Origin of the sequence: Kaistia algarum (genome assembly GCF_026343945.1) — a bacterium.
Classification (GTDB): Bacteria; Pseudomonadota; Alphaproteobacteria; order Rhizobiales; family Kaistiaceae; genus Kaistia; species Kaistia algarum.
Map to the genome: position 1 here is coordinate 1,166,433 of NZ_JAPKNJ010000001.1, position 16,276 is coordinate 1,182,708.

At 59.8% G+C, this 16,276-nt stretch carries 8 protein-coding genes; 2 read left to right on the forward strand and 6 right to left on the reverse strand.

The features are described 5' to 3' along the window. Positions 1 to 89: 89 nt before the first annotated feature. Positions 90 to 4,298, reverse strand: a complete 4,209-nt coding sequence (locus tag OSH05_RS05665) for an NACHT and WD repeat domain-containing protein (protein ID WP_165801433.1) — start codon at positions 4,296 to 4,298, stop codon at positions 90 to 92. A 609-nt stretch (positions 4,299 to 4,907) separates the two neighbouring features. Between OSH05_RS05665 and OSH05_RS05670 the strand changes: the two genes are divergently transcribed. Next, entirely contained in the window at positions 4,908 to 6,740 is a 1,833-nt protein-coding gene (locus OSH05_RS05670; RefSeq protein ID WP_266352350.1) for an MORN repeat-containing protein, read from the forward strand. Between the two features lie 114 nt (positions 6,741 to 6,854). Here OSH05_RS05670 and amrB read toward each other — a convergent pair whose 3' ends face one another. Further along, a complete protein-coding gene (gene amrB, locus OSH05_RS05675) occupies positions 6,855 to 8,591 on the reverse strand; it encodes an AmmeMemoRadiSam system protein B (protein ID WP_104217169.1) in 1,737 nt (578 codons plus the stop codon). Positions 8,592 to 8,838: 247 nt separating this feature from the next. Here amrB and OSH05_RS05680 point away from each other — a divergent pair, with 247 nt between their 5' ends. After that, positions 8,839 to 9,897, forward strand: a complete 1,059-nt coding sequence (locus tag OSH05_RS05680) for a WG repeat-containing protein (RefSeq protein ID WP_165801431.1) — start codon at positions 8,839 to 8,841, stop codon at positions 9,895 to 9,897. Positions 9,898 to 10,544: 647 nt separating this feature from the next. Here the strand turns inward: OSH05_RS05680 and OSH05_RS05685 are convergent. The 4 genes from OSH05_RS05685 to OSH05_RS05700 all read right to left on the reverse strand — a co-directional run bounded on the left by OSH05_RS05685 (position 10,545) and on the right by OSH05_RS05700 (position 16,244). After that, positions 10,545 to 11,741 carry an IS256 family transposase gene (locus tag OSH05_RS05685; protein ID WP_104217167.1) on the reverse strand — a complete coding sequence of 399 codons (1,197 nt, stop codon included), beginning with the start codon at positions 11,739 to 11,741 and terminating at the stop codon, positions 10,545 to 10,547. A 154-nt stretch (positions 11,742 to 11,895) separates the two neighbouring features. Next, a complete protein-coding gene (locus tag OSH05_RS05690) occupies positions 11,896 to 13,683 on the reverse strand; it encodes a UvrD-helicase domain-containing protein (protein WP_104217166.1) in 1,788 nt (595 codons plus the stop codon). Continuing rightward, entirely contained in the window at positions 13,680 to 14,300 is a 621-nt protein-coding gene (locus OSH05_RS05695; RefSeq protein ID WP_104217165.1) for a hypothetical protein, read from the reverse strand. Before OSH05_RS05695 ends, OSH05_RS05690 begins: the two co-directional genes overlap by 4 nt. 27 nt (positions 14,301 to 14,327) lie before the next feature. Further along, a complete protein-coding gene (locus OSH05_RS05700) occupies positions 14,328 to 16,244 on the reverse strand; it encodes a DNA methyltransferase (RefSeq protein WP_104217164.1) in 1,917 nt (638 codons plus the stop codon). Positions 16,245 to 16,276 lie beyond the last annotated feature (32 nt).

A 16,276-nucleotide genomic window follows, 5' to 3' on the forward strand; every position in this document is an offset into this window, starting at 1 on the left:
ATCAAATCGTCCGCGCGCACTGGGTTGGTGGGCTCTGCATACGCCGCCAGTTGACAGAAAGCCGGCACGCCCGAAGAGCATTGGCGGCGCTACTCGCTGCCCCAGTTTCGGTTGCCGATGGTTGCATCGTCGCAGTTTGCTTGGCTTTCGGGCGTCGCAGTGACGCGGCGCAGCGATGCTTCGGGTTTCCCGACGAATGCTACATCGCACAAGGCGGCCCGCCAAGATTCTTCGTTGACGTTCAACGCTAGTAGCTCGCCAAAGATACTTGAAATAACGATCCGGTCGGAATCCAACCAATCTATCCACGTTGCCGGTCTTTGCCGCACCGTTCCGGCGTCTGCGGGAAAGACGGATCTGGGGACAGCCGGCAGCGCCAATATCAGATCGGCTCGAGCGTCTGTAGCGTCGAAGGCCCAGATATAGAGACGCCCTTCGACGCCTAGCAATGCGAAGCGTTGTCCGGACGGTGAGAAGGCGACTGTCTTGCTGCCGAGACTGAAAATGGGCAATTCGATCGGCGGTGCCTTGCCTGCTAGGTCGTATAGTTTGACCCTGTCATCGAACCGCGACGCGGCAAGCCATCTGCCGGACGGATCAAGAGCAAGACTCAGCGCCGATCCACGATCCGCCACCACGTCGCCGGGGATGGCGATTTCGTCGATGTCGGTTTCGATGTTCCGGCGATGGATCGAACCGTCGACATGACTGGAATAGAGGGTTCCGTCGGGCAGACCGAGAAGGCCGTCGGGCGTGCTTTCGAATACGAGTTTGGCCTTTTCACCCACGAGCGGAAGCAATGCAATGGAATTCGAGGACTGAGAGGCAGCGAGCGTCTTCTTGGCAAGGGCAACGCGCTGAACTTCATTGCCAATGTTTGAATCGCGCTTCAGCTGCAGCGGACTGCCTTCCAACAAGCGCAACGTTCCGCTGCTGTCACCGACAGCCAACCGGCCATCCGCACCAAACACGAGGTGAGTGATCCGGGCGTCTCCCGTCACGGCGAGATACCCGTTCTCAAGGTTGTAGCCCGAAATACCCCAGATTTCGCCAGTACCGGTGCCTACTGCAACCAGCCCGCCCTCTCTGTCCACCGCAACCGATTCAAGCGATGCCCCGCCTCCTACTGGACGCCGCATCAAGACCGGCTCGACCGGAAGATTGCGCCAGACACGCACCTTTCCGCCAACATGGTTTGAGGCAAGCAATGCGCCATCAGGGGACCATCGAATGGACGTAAAGGCACTGTCGTCATCACGTAGCGGTCCGGCCATGTGCAGGTCGATGCCTGGGCCTACCGCCGCGCGGCAGATCGAACCTTGGCTGCAAGAGAACGCAAGGGTGTCCGAAGTCGGCGACCATTCTAGCACGTTGACCGGTGAGCTGCTCTCGACGGGCGGAATGGTTTGGGCGACACGTGGATCGAGAGGAACAACGATCAGGCGCCCGGCACGCCCGGAAATGCCAGCACCGATGGCGGCGAACTGCGCATCGCGTGACAGGCCGAGGCTTAGGATGGCGTCCCTTCCTTCCAATGCCGCCAGCGGCCTACTGTCGGAGACAGTCAACGGGTCCGATACGCGGCGCAATTCGAGTATGGGCCGGTCCGGCCCTCCCGTCACGATAGCAATTTGCGTGCTGTCGGCGGATAGGGCTGCGACTGGCGACCCAGCGGAGATTATCGTCTGGCGGCAGGAGGCTGCAGCCAGACTGGCGCATTTCGTTAGCGTTGTACCTTGAACCTTGTCAGTTGCCAAAGCGACGAAGCCAGCACCAACGCGCCGCATGTCGGACTGTGACTGATAGACGAGTTTCTGCCCGCTCGCTCGGAGAATTTCGCGCCACTGCGCTCCAGCCTCACCGCTGCGAGACAAGATTGCGCCATCGTCCGCTATGGCCAGATAATCTCCGGCGGCAGAAGACGAAAGCCTCTTGAGCTTGGTTTGTGAAGTTCGGTCGGCGTCACCTAAAGCCGCAGCGCCATATACGAATAGCTTGCCACCATCGCCAACCACAGCCAACGAATCCGTCGTCGGCCAGTCGATTGCCTGCGCCTCGACGTCGACGGTGGATATGTGGTTAGCCGATCGCTCAGCAAGCGCTTCGAGGAGCCTCGACCGCGTGTCGAGGTTCTTGTCCAGCCGAAAGGCCTCCGCCGCCACCGAGACCGCAGCATCCCAGCGTCCCTCGCCAAGCGCGGTCGACGTATGTGCGAGGTTCGTCTGCACGACTGCTTGGAGTTCCGCCACCGTCCTGCGCTGTATCAACCATCCCGCGGCGCCAATGGCGACACCGACCAGCGCGATCCCACAGGCGATCAGCGCGAGGCGGTTGCGTTTCTGCGTCCGATCACGGGCCTGCGAAGCCCGGATGAAGTCCGGCAACCCTCTGGCCACAGCCTGAAGCGGCTGTTCTCCCCATTTTTCCAGGAGATCAGTCCCGTCGGAGAGGTGTACGCCCGTCAATAGCCGTTCGCGCTGCTTGGCTGCATTCAATGCCGGTGTTGCCTGATGCTGGCGAAAAAGGCCCGCCAAAACTTCGCGGATCTCAAAGAGTCGACGCTCATCAGCGAACAGGTTGCGAAGTCGATCCCATCCCGAGATCAGACTTTCGTGCGCGACGCGCACCATGCCTTGTTCCGATGTGAGTAGGCCGGCATTGACCATGCTGACTGCCAGCCGATGCGCCTCAGATCCAGGTTCGAAGGTGTCAAGCGGAACCCGTTGAGCAATGGGCTGGCCCGCGCCGCTCCATACCATCAACGCGCGGAAGACAGGTGCAAGCGCGGCCGGAGCCCCGGGCCCGGCCTCAGACAGAATCTGATCGCCACGTTGAGCCATCACACCCGAGACGCCGCGCAACTCGTCGAAAGCCCGAAGCTTCAGTTCGTTTCCCTCGCGGCGGGCATAAAGCTCGGACAGCAGCATTTGGAGGGCGGGCAGGGCTTGAGGGGATGCCTCCGCTTCGATCAGCGCACGGAGATCACGCCCGCTGACAGATTCATAGCGTAGGCCAGCGGCGCTAGCCGGACCCGCAATGATCTCACTGAGGTCCCGCCCCGACGGCGCAGCAATGTCGATCACGCGCTCATACTCGCCCTGCTTCAGCGGCTGGCTCAGCGCCGTAAGGCGTTCTAAGGGCGCGAATTCGGTCAGCCGCAGACGAAAATCTGACCTCATTGTGGCGACGACGTAGATTGTACCCCCGGCGGGGTTGACCAGTTGCTCAAGGAAGGTCAAGAACGCCTCGGCATCGTCACGCTTCCAGCTAAATATCTCTTCCAACTGGTCAATCAGAATGACCAGGGCCAGCGGCGATGCTCCGGCAGCGGTGGCCAAGTCCTTGTTAACGACCTTCAGGCGCGCCAAGGCTCTCTTGAGCGGTAGCGACGATCCTATACCGCTGCTGCCCATATGATCTTCAAGCGTCTGGGGGGTAGTGAAGTCGCCATCGGCTAGCCCAGGACCCAGCACGTCGTCCCTGAACAGCGCTTGCGCCAAGCCAGCTCTCCAGCTTCGTCCTTCGGCGGCTAGCGATGATGGGGTAACGGCAGCATAAATCGCGGGACCAGCGATGCCGCCCATCCCACCTGTCTGAGACAAACGGTCGAGCAGGCCGGCACGAGCAACCGAAGACTTGCCGGATCCGGAGGCGCCCACAATGGCGAGAAAGCGAATACCCGCACTTGCGTTAGCGAGAAAGCGTGCCCGGATACGGTCGACCTCACGGTTGCGCCCGAAAAAAACTGCCGCATGCCTAACGTCGAAAGGCTTCAAGCCGCGAAATGGCGATTGACCGCTCCAGACCACGGCCCCGCTTCGCCTAGCCAGCCATTGGCGCAGGTGGTTCTCAAACTGAACCTCAAACTGCTCAAGGGTATCGTAATTGTGGAACCCCGCTGTGAAATGCCCCTCCTCGCTCTCAAACCATCGTTTCCAGAAACCTAGAAGCCGCTCGTACTGGGCTCTCTCCAGGTCAACGGTAGCCGAGGCATAGTGTACAGAGGATCGGTTGCGATACACGAGGATGTCAGGAACCTTGTTTCGCCGCTTGAATGCTGCCTCTCGCGCGGTTTCGAACTCGTACTCCGTGCCGGTTGGCAGCGATCCATCCTTACGACGGTATTGATCAGGGAGATCGCTACCGAGCCGTTTCCAGAAGATGCAAACGACGAGGTCGCAATCGGACGATCTCGGGGTCTGATCTTGAACGGCAGTGGTGGCTGTGTAGTAGGCGTGCTCCCAGCGGATCAATTCGAACACTCGAAGATCGATTCGTTCAGCGTTGATGCGGGCCACGACGCGCTCAGCGGCGTCACGTTCGGCCGCGACGTCCGTCGGAGATGACAGAAATAAGCGGAAAGGCCGTTCCGTGCTTACCCGATGTGTTTTTCGCTGTTTCGCCAATAGAAATTCACCTGCCGTAAGCTCGTAAGGCTAAGTGTTCACGATGTACGCTCATTCGTAGCACAGGGATTCACGATGGCGAGTCTGTCTAGGAAAGTTAAGGAAGAAAGTACAAAGGGCCCTTGCATCAAGATGCCACAACCCGCCCCTCCTCTGGACAGTGATCATTCTTGTCTTTCACACGGCGCCGCCCGCGAGCAATCGAGCAGCGTGCCTGATCGAATTCGGAACGCGCGATGCCATAGCTAACATGCTAGCGTTACTGTCGAGCCGGAGACTAGTGGCGCGCCACTTTTGTCTGCAGACAATTGGTGTAACATGAACTAGTCTAATATCTCGTTCAATAGCACAAGCTGTGTCCTTCCAACGAATATGTCGATCTACAAGCCGGACTCACTAGCGCGACAGGCACGTTGCGTGCCTGCGATGATAGAGGTGAACGAAACGATGGGACCTCTGACCCGACTGCTGCGGCCGGTTGTTTTCGGAGTCTCTTTTTGTATGGCTCTGCCATTGAACATAGCTGCCCGTGCGCAATCTCTCGAGCCACTCCTGCAGGATACTATAACGACCGACGGTTCGGCCTTCCCGAACTTCGCCACAGGCAATTTCCGTAGTAGCAACCAGCTAGTTTGGGACACTCCGGTTAGGCATCTGAAGCGGGTTGACCTTAAGTTCTGGGACCCACTTTCCGCAGATGAACTTGATGTCGTCTGGACCTCGCGTGACGGGAACTACAAGCCAGGCCCTATCTCCGGCGAAGGACAACTCACCTGGCGGATCAAGGGTGCGGCAACTTATGATACGAGAGCAACAGTGGCTCGGTATAGGGGCCAGCTTGTCGAAGGGCGAGCACACGGAGAAGGCGAGTTCTTGCACCGCTCAGGCGCTTCCTACCGCGGACAATGGAGAAGCGGCCTGATGGATGGTCGTGGCAGACTCCAGTCGCCCGAGGGCGCCGAGTATGTCGGAGAGTTTCGAGCGGGCAAGCGGGAGGGCTACGGTTTGTTTGTGGACCGCCTGGGCAGCGTCTATGAGGGCGGATTTCTAGTCGATAAGCGAAACGGGGTCGGGCGTGTGCAAATGGCGGGCGGCGGGGGCTATGTCGCGCAATGGCTGAACGACGTCGAAGTGTCCGGCAGTCGCGCCCGCATTCCCGGCTTCCGCCTGACGCCGTTGACCTTGCAGGCACAGGTCGACGATGTCCGCATTTCGCTGACTGTGGATCGCCGGTCGCTGGTTGGTGTTCCCGATATCAATCCCTTGTACTACATAGCCGAGAACACACCTGAAAAAGTTCGTATCTTCCCTGACGATGCCGAACTACTTGACGTCTGGCTCGGCAAGACCGCGCCGAGCTCTGAAGCCCGTCCGAACAACGACTTCGAAGAACAAAACTTCATGGGGCCGACGGTGCGCTACGGACCCGTGCCTCTGCTGCTAAATGTCGAAAATGCCTCGGGGCAGCCAATTGGCATTGAGGGGGCATTTCTCGACGTTGCCAAGAGCGTTAGCGAGCTCCGCCCAGCTCTGGAGTTGAACGAAAGCTTTAGCGCTCAATGCGACCGCGCATTCGAGAGCGGGTTGGAATTTGAGAATTTCGGCTGGTCGGCGGCCCGATCCGTCAGCGCCACGATAAATTTCGTGGACAGCAACGAAAACGCAGTCGGCCCATCGTTCGTGCAACCGACGGCAGATATCTCCAATATCGAAGACATTGATGTTCGCAATGAACTGATGCGCCGCGGCGTAAAGGTAGAGCGGCTAGAGAGAGATGCGCTCAAGTGCACGAGCACCGATACTGACAAGTGCCTTGCTGAGCAAGTGGCGTCCGGTATGTTCGGGGATCTCGGCAAGGCGGTTACTCTTTCCGACGACGCATTCTTTCTCAATCTCGCCGGAACGCTGGACTATCAGTGGACGACCGCCGAACATACGTCGACGAAAGGAGCAGCAAAGTTTACGACCAGCTTGGTGATGGGTCACTTGCCCTTCCAAGGTGAGTGCGGCGAAGGGGCTAATGAATTCAACCTGGGATCCAAACCGTTCGAACTGCGGCTCGACACAGGTGGGTACCAGGTGGCGTTGCCGCTGAGCGACACGATTCCGCCGGGCGTAGTCTCCCGCTGGCGGCTTTGGTTGGACGCACCCAAGAGTTCGACCCATGACTTCCGCCTTCGAATCCAGCTGGCAGATGGTCGTATGGTTGAATCGCGGCCTGTTAGCCTTCTTTACTTCAAACCGCGGAGGACCGGCACGGACATGGACGGAAAGCCTCTTCCTGAGGAGCCAGAACCCGATGAGCCCGGTGAGTCAACGGACACTGAACCATGATCTGCTCTGTGTGCTGAGGTCAGCAGAGACTTCAGTGTGAAGACCACAATGCGCCAACTCGGAGCGCCGAACCGCGCTCTATTCGATTTGATGACATGGCGCATTCGTTCGGAGCTATCTGGAGCGGAGCGCGTTCTGCCCAACCTCGAAAAGGTTGGGTATCGGGATAAGCCGCGCGGCGACAGTGCCCTGTTTGAATATCCGCAATTCCAGCAGAGCGCCCGAACTGCGCGATGAGTTCTGATCGAAAACAAGGTTTCCAAGCGACCAGGCGAGTTGAAGCGTTCCGGATACGCTTTCCATGCTCTGCGAAGCCGTGTGACTGTGAGCGCCGACAACGAGCGAAACCCCGCAGGCGGCAAGTTGTTGCGCCGCCAGACGCTCTGCATTGCCTGTCACTGTCGTATATTCGCTCCCCCAATGCACAAAGACAACGAGCGGAGGCGCTGCGGACTTTGCGCAATATGCATTAAGCGCGCCAGGGCCGGCGACGTAGTTGTCGCCGGCGTTTTTGCCACGCAGGAATGACAGTGGCAGAACGCGCAATGGGCCAAGGTCTGTCACCATGCCATTCTCCATGGCGCCAATGCCAATCGACGCCAGCGCCGCTTTCGTTTCTGAGATGCCTTCCTGTCCGAAGTCGTAGCTGTGATTGTTGGCAAGGCTAGCGGCGACAATGCCAGCGCCTTTAAAAACAGGCTCGGCAAGGTCAGACAGCATCAGATGTGCTCCTTGCGGTAACCCGGTTACTGGCTCGCGAACGAGCACGCCCTCAAGATTCACAATCAACGGGGCTCCGCCGGTCACCCGACGAATTGCGGCGATCACTTTGTCGCGCGCGTCCGCGTTGGCGAGGATCGGCGTGAGGTAGCGGCCCAACAATACGTCGCCGCCAAAATAATAGGCTGACTGATCGTTGTAGCGCAGGACGGCAAGCGCACCGGGATCGCGATGATACACCGTCACAATGTAGCTGGTTGTCGAGGTAGGGACGGCTCCATACTCGGCCGAATTGCGGTTTGCGATAACCACCGAACTCGCACCTATGGTTCGGTATTGGAGCGCAGACTGGATAAATTGCGCCGCCTTCGAATCCAAATGCTTGACTGGGACGAGTTTGGAAACCTCGTCCTCAGTCTCCGTTGCGATCGTGGTGAGCGTTTCCTGATCGCGAAGTACCGCCTCTCCTACCGGCAGGTAGTGAGAGTAGTCCGTCGATTGAACAACAAGGGTCTCGGCATCGACCAACGGGCGAATCGCAGCAACCGCCGCCTCCCAATCTGCCTGGCTGGTGAAGATCGACGCGGCAATCGGCACGATCTCCGCATCAGGGAAGAAATGTTTGATGAACGGCATCAAGGCATAGAGGCCGTGCTCTCTTTCGACCTGATCGAAAGGTTCGAACAAAGCGCGGTTGGCAAGAAGCGTGTCGACGGCCTTTCGGTCGATTGCGATGCGCCCGAAAATCGTATCGATATTATCTACGCCGACGGCGTATTTGCCTTTCACAGCGCGAAAATGATCCGGCGAGATCACGATAATCCGCCGATAGGTCCCCGCAGACGCGGCCCAGAAACCGCGTGCCATCAGATCGGCGGCCAAGAGGTGATGCGGAAGAGAGATTCCGGTAATGCCGACTGGTTGCATGAAGGCTGGACGCTCCCTGGCGATGGCGCCTTCGATTAGCGCCTTGTCGTAGGCATCCTTGGTGAACGCGCTGCCCTGGCTACCAGCCGGCGCGACCGCCGATAGCAATGTTAGCGCGACCAAGATCAAACCCACCAGCGGACGGGCGCCGGCCGACACGACTCCGGTAAGATGTTTTGTGTGGCGGAAATGAAATTGTATCATAGCGCTATTGTGAAACCTGTGTTTGGCTGAAACGCAAGGGAGATCTTCTTGGTCCGGCAATCGCCAGTTGATAAAACTTAGTCTTCATTTCTTGCCTAGGATAGATTAGGATGTCCAATCCGTTTGAGAGGTTGAAATGCCAGGCGCCGGATCAAACCGAACTCAAGTGTTTCTATCCTGGGTTATGCCCGCCGTTGCGCTAGCAAGCGCAATTGCTGTGACGGTCTCTGCGGCCCGAGCACAGAACTTGGTCATCGAGCCTCGTTTTCAGCATGCCGGCCTGTTCCAAGAAGGCATCGCGCCAGCGATGGAACGAGATCGCTGGGGCTTTATCAACCGGACCGGCGCATGGGTTGTTGAGCCAATCTACGAAAAAGTGCTCCAAGGCAGCGGCGGCCGATTTGCGGTGCGTCTCGACGGACGCTGGGGCTTTGTCGATAGCTCCGGCAAGATTGTCATCAAGCCGGTCTATGACGATGCACAACCGTTCAAGGACGGTGTGGCAGCCGTTTTGAAGGACCATTTGTGGGGCTACATCGGACCGACCGGGCGCGAGGAAATCAAGTTCGAATTTCAACGGGCAACGGCGCGCGAGGGAGGATTCGCCGCCGTCGAGAAGTCATTCGACGACAGTCCGGAGTGGGTAGTGCTCGACGGGCGGGGCGAAATGGTGTCACTGAGCTTACCGCAAAAAGACGAAACCGAAGCCGAAGCTACAGACAATTTGGACCAAGGCACAGGCGAAGCCGAAGATCCCACAAGCGCCTCATCCGCTACCGCCTTTTCAGAGGGCTACACCATCAGTCGGGTGGGCAAATCCACCTACGCAATCGGTAGGCTACTGGACAAGGCTTTGGGTCCGTACAAAGACATGCGGCCGTTCAGGAACGGCCTGGGAGCCGTAACATCGGACGGCCGGACCTGGCGTTTTGTTGATGCGGAGGGTAAGGATGCAATCTCCGGCAATTTCAACGCCGTGCGCGAATTTTCCGGAGGGGCGGCGCCGGTTCGTATCGGCGACAAATGGGGCTATGTCGATCGCACCGGCAAGATTTTGCTCGAGCCGACCTACGATGACGCCTATCCGTTCCGCGAAGGTCTTGCGCTGGTCCGTCGCGGCGACAAGCGCGGCTTCGTGAGCATGACGAACGGGCGCATTGCAGAATGGCTAGCCCCGACCTATGACGATGCCTATGCTTATTCCGAAGGACTCGCGCCAGTGAAAAAGGGAGAGGTTTGGGGCTATATTGACGGCGGGGCCGCGCCCCCGATACGGCGCGAGATCGCAGATCTGACGCCAAACTGAATCATTGGTTGTATCACGACATCCCGACGGCCAACAGGTTTGCCCCATTCCCATGCAGATGTCCCGGGTTAATCACTGTTGCAGAGTGTCTGCAGTGGTTCGCCAACCACATCTCTCGTTTGATCTCATATGGTTAGGCGAGCCTGATAACGATGACTTGGCTAGAATGCCAGCTTCGCGCCTCAGCTCGGCCGGCCAGGTTGTGAACAGGCGCCCAAGCAGGACCCCACGCCGGATGAGTTCAACGCATTGAAAATACGTCAGAAAATCCTTGTCTATCGGGATCTCGATCGGCGCCGATCATGACCCCGAGTGAGTTCAGAATTTATGATGAAAATTAGATAGTTAGGTCGCTTTAGGCAGAGACCTCAGTTCCGCGCTTATTAACACTCCAGCCTCTCAAGGCTGTGGCATGAGATGGGTCTTGGACAATTGTCCGATTTGCCCACTCGACGCGGCGAGTGGTTGAATTGACGCCAACGATCAGACCAGGTCAAAGAGGCGACTGGCAGGCTTCTCGGCTCGTGCGCAGCATCCCGACATTCCTCCAGGAGCTTCGGAGCGACAGCAATGCGCCCCCATTTTGGAAGGGTGACGTCCCTGGAGGTGGTGTAGGAGCGCCGATCCTCAACCTGGGTCGAGGACAGTCATGCCGGGATTGCCGGCAGGCTGACGAGGCCAGCATCGTCGATCGGGTTGAGGGTTTCCAGTGTCATGTATCGTCGCTGGACGGCCCATTCGTCCGTCTGCTCGATGAGCAGGGCGCCGACGAGACGATGGATGGATCTGTCGGTCGGGAAGATGCCGACGACGTTGGTCCTGCGCTTGATCTCGGCGTTGAGACGCTCGAGCGGATTGGTCGAGTAGATCTGGGTCCAGTGGCCGGCCGGGAAGCTCATAAAGGCGAGGACGTCGTCGCTGGCGTCGTCCATCAGGCGGCCGAGCTTGGGATAGCGCTCGCGCAGGCTGTCGCTGACCTTCGACCATTGCTCACGGGCGGCCTTCTCGGTCTCCTGGGTGAAGATCGTCCTGAGCATCGCGGCGACCATGTTGCGCTGGCCGGCTCCGGCGTGGGCGAGCGCGTTGCGCATGAAGTGGACGCGGCAGCGCTGCCATGTGGCATGCAGCACCTTGGCGATCGCTGCCCGGATGCCGCCATGGTGGTCGGAGACGACCAGCTTGACACCCCTGAGGCCGCGGCCCGCCAGCGAACGCAGGAAGGCCGTCCAGAACGGCTCCGCCTCGGACGGCCCGGTCGCCATGCCGAGAACTTCGCGCCGGCCGTCGGTGTTGACCGCCACGGCGATTATCACCGCAGTGGACACGATCCGCCCGGCTTCGCGCACCTTCAGATGGGTGGCGTCGATCCACAGATAAGGCCACTCGCCCTCGATCGGACGGTCGAGGAAGGCCGCAACGCGCTCGTCGAGTTCGCCGCACAGCCGGCTGACCTCGCTCTTCGAGACGCCGGAAAGGCCCATCGCCTGAACCAGATCGTCGACCGCCCGCGTCGAGACCCCGTGCACATAGGCCTCCTGGATGACGGCCGCCAAAGCCCGCTCGGCCGTGCGACGGGGCTCCAGGAAGGACGGGAAGTAGCTGCCCGTTCTCAGCTTCGGTATCGCCAGGTCGATCCGCCCGAGCCGCGTGTCCCAGGCTCGCTCACGATAGCCGTTACGCTGTGCGATCCGCTCCGCCGACCGTGCGCCCTTGGCCGCACCGGTCCTGGTCTCGACCTCAAGTTCCATCAGCCGTTCGGCCGCAAAGCCGAGCAGGTCGCGGATCAGATGGTCATCGCCGCTCTTCTCGATCAGATCGAGCAGTGCAATCCTCTCGTCGGTCATTGTCGTCTCCGAAATCAGGTTGTGTGTCGCAACCCAACCCTACGTCGAAGACCGGCAATGACCACCAGTGCCATCCGCTCCTACACCACCTCCGGGGACGTCACCTTTTGGAAGTTTGCTCGAGCCGGTTCATGACCGGCTCGAGCAAACCGAATCAGCTCCTCAGCCGTTTTCCGTATATCGCCGACGTTTGCGAAAGCTGTTGCGCTGTTCGCCTTCCCTCGCCAAGCCAGGTCTCAACGGCTTGGCGCACCGTGGCAGTCTCAGCGGCAACGTCCGCAAGGGATCTCACCTCAGGCGCAGGCCCGTCGAATACCGAGATGATGCCGCGACGCTCGTCTTCTAGCCCATCTGTGTCGCGCAGCACGGTCGGCAGCAGCCTGTCCGCAGCACGTCGGATTTGCTGCGAGGTGCGGTAGCAGACCTTGAGCGTATGCGAGCGGCCGCGTACGTCGACGCCGAGGCTCGCCCATGAAAAGGGATGCTGGAAAATACGCTGTCCGACGTCACCCGACAGGAACAGGGCATCCGCTGTCGAGGGCACGAGAGCAGCGAAGAACCGGAGCTCGGCCGGGGCGAGGTCCTGGGCTTCGTCGATAACGACATGGTCGAACGGCTTCTTCTCGCGCTTGGCAAGAGCTTCGGCGAGGCCAGTGAAGACATCCGCCCAGGTCGTATAACGCTCGGCCACCAGCGCTTCACGCAGGGCCTGGAAAACCGGCCATAGGCGTGCGCGCTGGTTGGGGCCGAGCCGGCTCTTTCGTCCCATGCGCTGGACGCTCGTATAGGCTTCGAGCGACATCAGGCCCCAGGCGTCGATGACGTTGGTCCATTCCGACAGCAGGAACCGCTCGGAGAAACCCTTCAGGCCAATGTTCGCTGCCGCCGCGCGCAGGCGTTCGCGCAACAGCCCGTCGCTCGCGATCCGAGGACGCGCGCCGTGCTCGAGCTGGAACATCTGCTCAGCGATGTCGTGGAAGGACGCCGTCGTGATCCGCGCCACGACGCCGCCGGTCTCCGGTGCCAGCACCAGCACCTTCTTCGCCAGAGCTGCCGCCAGCGGATCGGAGAAGCTGGCCAGCAGTACTCGCGCGTGCGGATTGTCCCGGGCCAGGCGCACCGCGCGATGGATCGCCACGATGGTCTTGCCGGTACCCGCCGAACCGGCGACCCGCGCCGGGCCGGAGAACGAACGCTCGACCAGCGCGCGCTGCGAGGGATGCAGGAAGACGCCCCATTTCTCCCAGGGGAAGGCGAGGGCCTGTTCCAGCTCGTCCTGGTCGGCGATCGGCCTGATCCGCCTGAGCGCATCGGGATGCTTGAACGGATCGGCGATGCTGGGCGTCAGCGCCGGGACCGCCAGCCTGCCGGTGGCGACATAGTCGAGCAGCGCCTCGGAGGCCTCGGTCGGGAGGTGGGCGGCCAGCGCGAAGAAGCCGTCTTCGCTTGCCGCGCGCACATCGGCGAGCCAGTCGGCCGGCACGCCGATCGACAGCAGGGCATCGTCGTCCAGCGAACCGAACAGCGCGGGCGCGGCGGGCGCCGACCGTTCGCCCTTGGCCGCCTCTGGAAAGACGAAGTCGAACGTCGCCGGCGGCGCCACGTCCTCGACGCGCTCGCGCACCTCGACGATCTGGATGGCGCCGGTGCGGGGATGCGCCTCGATGCGCCGCCGCTCCGCCCAGGCATAGGCCTCGTCATGATGGCCGACATAGGCAACCAGCAGGCCCTCGGCGGTTTTGTGGACGATCAGGCGGATGTCGCGATTGACTCGCGCCGACCAGAAATGGGGATCGCGGCTCCTGTCGATGCGATGCAGCTGCAGCCCGTTGCCGGAAGTGTCCATCTGCAGATCGAAGACACTCGCCTTCACCGCCTTCTGGTCGAGACCGGAGAGACGGCTGAACGAGGCGGTAAAGGTGTCAGCGATAAGGAAGATCATTCGTCCAAATTCGCGAAATCGCTATGCTTAGTCGGACGAATTTCCCAATATGGCTTTTTGCCGGAGCCCTTCAATGGCTTGTCCCAGCCCTTTCCAGCACCTTCAAATTCCTTTCGGCTGCCCGCGTTAGTGTTAAGAAGAGGATAGCTTCCGTATTTCGACTGGAATTTATCCAGAAGCATATACTCTATATGCTTATAGTATAAATCATCAGTAGATCCTTTGGGTTCTGTCAGATAGAAATCAAAATTTGCGCCAGCGACACTCATCATGAAATCGAACAGACTATTATTAAAATAAGATTCAATACGGGAAGCAATGTTCCCCATGCCAATATAGATAATCTCGCTGCAGCCTTTTTCGTACGATATCGTGAATGGGTTTGATATGCATATAACGTATACGCCTCGTCTAATTTCGGACAATTCGCGATTTGTGACACTCTCGAAATCGGCGGCGATATTTCTGATGACAATTTTTACCGCGCGCTTACGAATTTCTTTCTGAGTCGCCGGGGAATATTCCTCAAACATCGTGAGATCAAATCCCGCCTCGCGAACTGCGAGAGCCAAACTCTGGTTTCGAATCTTCGAATACCACTCGACAGTAGTCGACATTATCAGCGCCCCCTCAATAGTATTATTTTACACCCTGAACACCTTCATCACCTCATCCCCGAAGTGGTTGATGACCTTGACCGCTATGCGGCTGCTTTGCGGGCGCGCGAAGGGGCGCGACGTGTCGGAGTAGAGCGTCGCCCAGGCGTCTGCGTCAATCTCCGATTGCAGCGCCGTCTTCAGGCTCTTGTAGGGGTCGTTGTCGCCGAGGAAATAGGCGTGGCGGACGAAGAAGCTTTCCTCGTTGTAGTCGGTGTCGATGAACCAGGCGGCGATGCCCTTGGTGTCGTTCGAGCGGATGTCGCCAGTGTTGGGATCGAAGACATCGACGCCGTTCACCTTGACGCGGATCATCTCGCCGCCCTCGTCGAGGATGTCGACATCCGGCTCGCCGAAGACGACGAACATGTTGCCGCGGCCGGTGTTCTTGAGCTCGGCGGACATGTGCATGTCCGGATTGATGCGCGCCTTCAGGATGCGTAGGCTGCCGAGATTGCCGAGTTCGGATGAATGGGCGTCGAAATTGAAGGCGCAGGCGATCAGCACGTCGAAGCGGGCATCGACGGCCTCGCGCGCCGCCGCCACCAAATCCTGACGGCCGACCGTGCCATATTCCGGGCCGATCAGGATCGCCGCCCGCCGCTCGGGTCCATTCTCGCCCTCGAAGAAAGTGCCGCTGGCGCCGATGAAATTGCCAGGCCAGGGGACGAGGCTCTCGAAGGTAACGCGATCGCCCTTCTGCTGCTGCTTGACGCCTTCGGCCCGGAGATAGTCGATTACGATGGTCGCAAAGTCCTGGTCCGCAAGGGCGGCATCGGACGCCGAACGCCGGCCCTCGGCAGCCTCGATCTCGTCGATCAGCTCTTCCTCGCTCGCCGGGAGAACGCGATGCGGTGACAGGCTTTCGACGGTAAACGGCCCAGCGACGCGGACGCGCGCATTGTCGACATAGGGCTTGTCGTAGAGATATTCGACATCGGCGCGCGCTGCGATCGAGGCGTCGATCTCCTTCTGCCGGGCGATGCGCGCCGCCCACCATTGAGCATGCGCCGCCTCGGCCTCCTGCGGCCAGGGGAAGCGCGGCTTTTCCGGCAGGGTTTCGAACGTGAACGACGGACCGAGATTATGCGCAATGATGGCGAGCGCACTGATCCGCTCGGCTTCCGGGCGCGAGGCATCGCGCGCGATGGCATGCGCCTTGGCGGAGCCGCTGTCCCACGGCTCGCCGCTGTCGCGCGGGATTTCCCATTCCTCCCAGGCCTTGTCCATCGCCGTGTTGAGCTCGCCGCGCAGCGGCTCCAGCACCTGTTGCCACTTCTCCCAGATCTCGTCGATCAGCGGATTGTTGGCGATGGATTTCAGCGTGACATGCGGCACGCGCTCATAGACGAAGCCCTGGCGGAGGTCGCCGTAAACAGGCGTCTCGGCCGGAGGACGCTTCGTCAGCGCGGCCTCCTTGGCGCGGCCCTCGCGACTGTCGGCGAGCAGATACCAGGGATAGCGCGCCGCCATCAGCCTTGTCCGCGCCAGCGTCAGGGCGACGCGGCTGGTATCCATGGTAATCCAGCGCCGCCCCCATTGCTCCGCGACAGTGGCCGTGGTGCCGGAGCCGCAAGTCGGATCGAGCACGAGATCGCCGGGATCGGTGGCCATAACAATACATCGCTGAATTAGTTCGCGCGATGATTGGACCACATATACCTTTGGATCTGTTCGACTCTGGACAGCTCCGCTAATGTCCGCCCAATAGTTGTTAATTGGTATAGCCGGGAAATCATCAAGGAACCGGACATAGCGGATCGTGTCACGCATCGGGTCGAGCCGGGTCGCCTTGGTTAGCCGAGACATCCCGACTTCACCAGTCTTCCAATAATTGGATTTAGGCGTGAAGGTCCGTCCCTGGAATTTCACTGGAAATGAACCGGGTGGCCGTTGGCTCGTCATGTCTCCTTGAGCATACACACGGTAATCGCCTG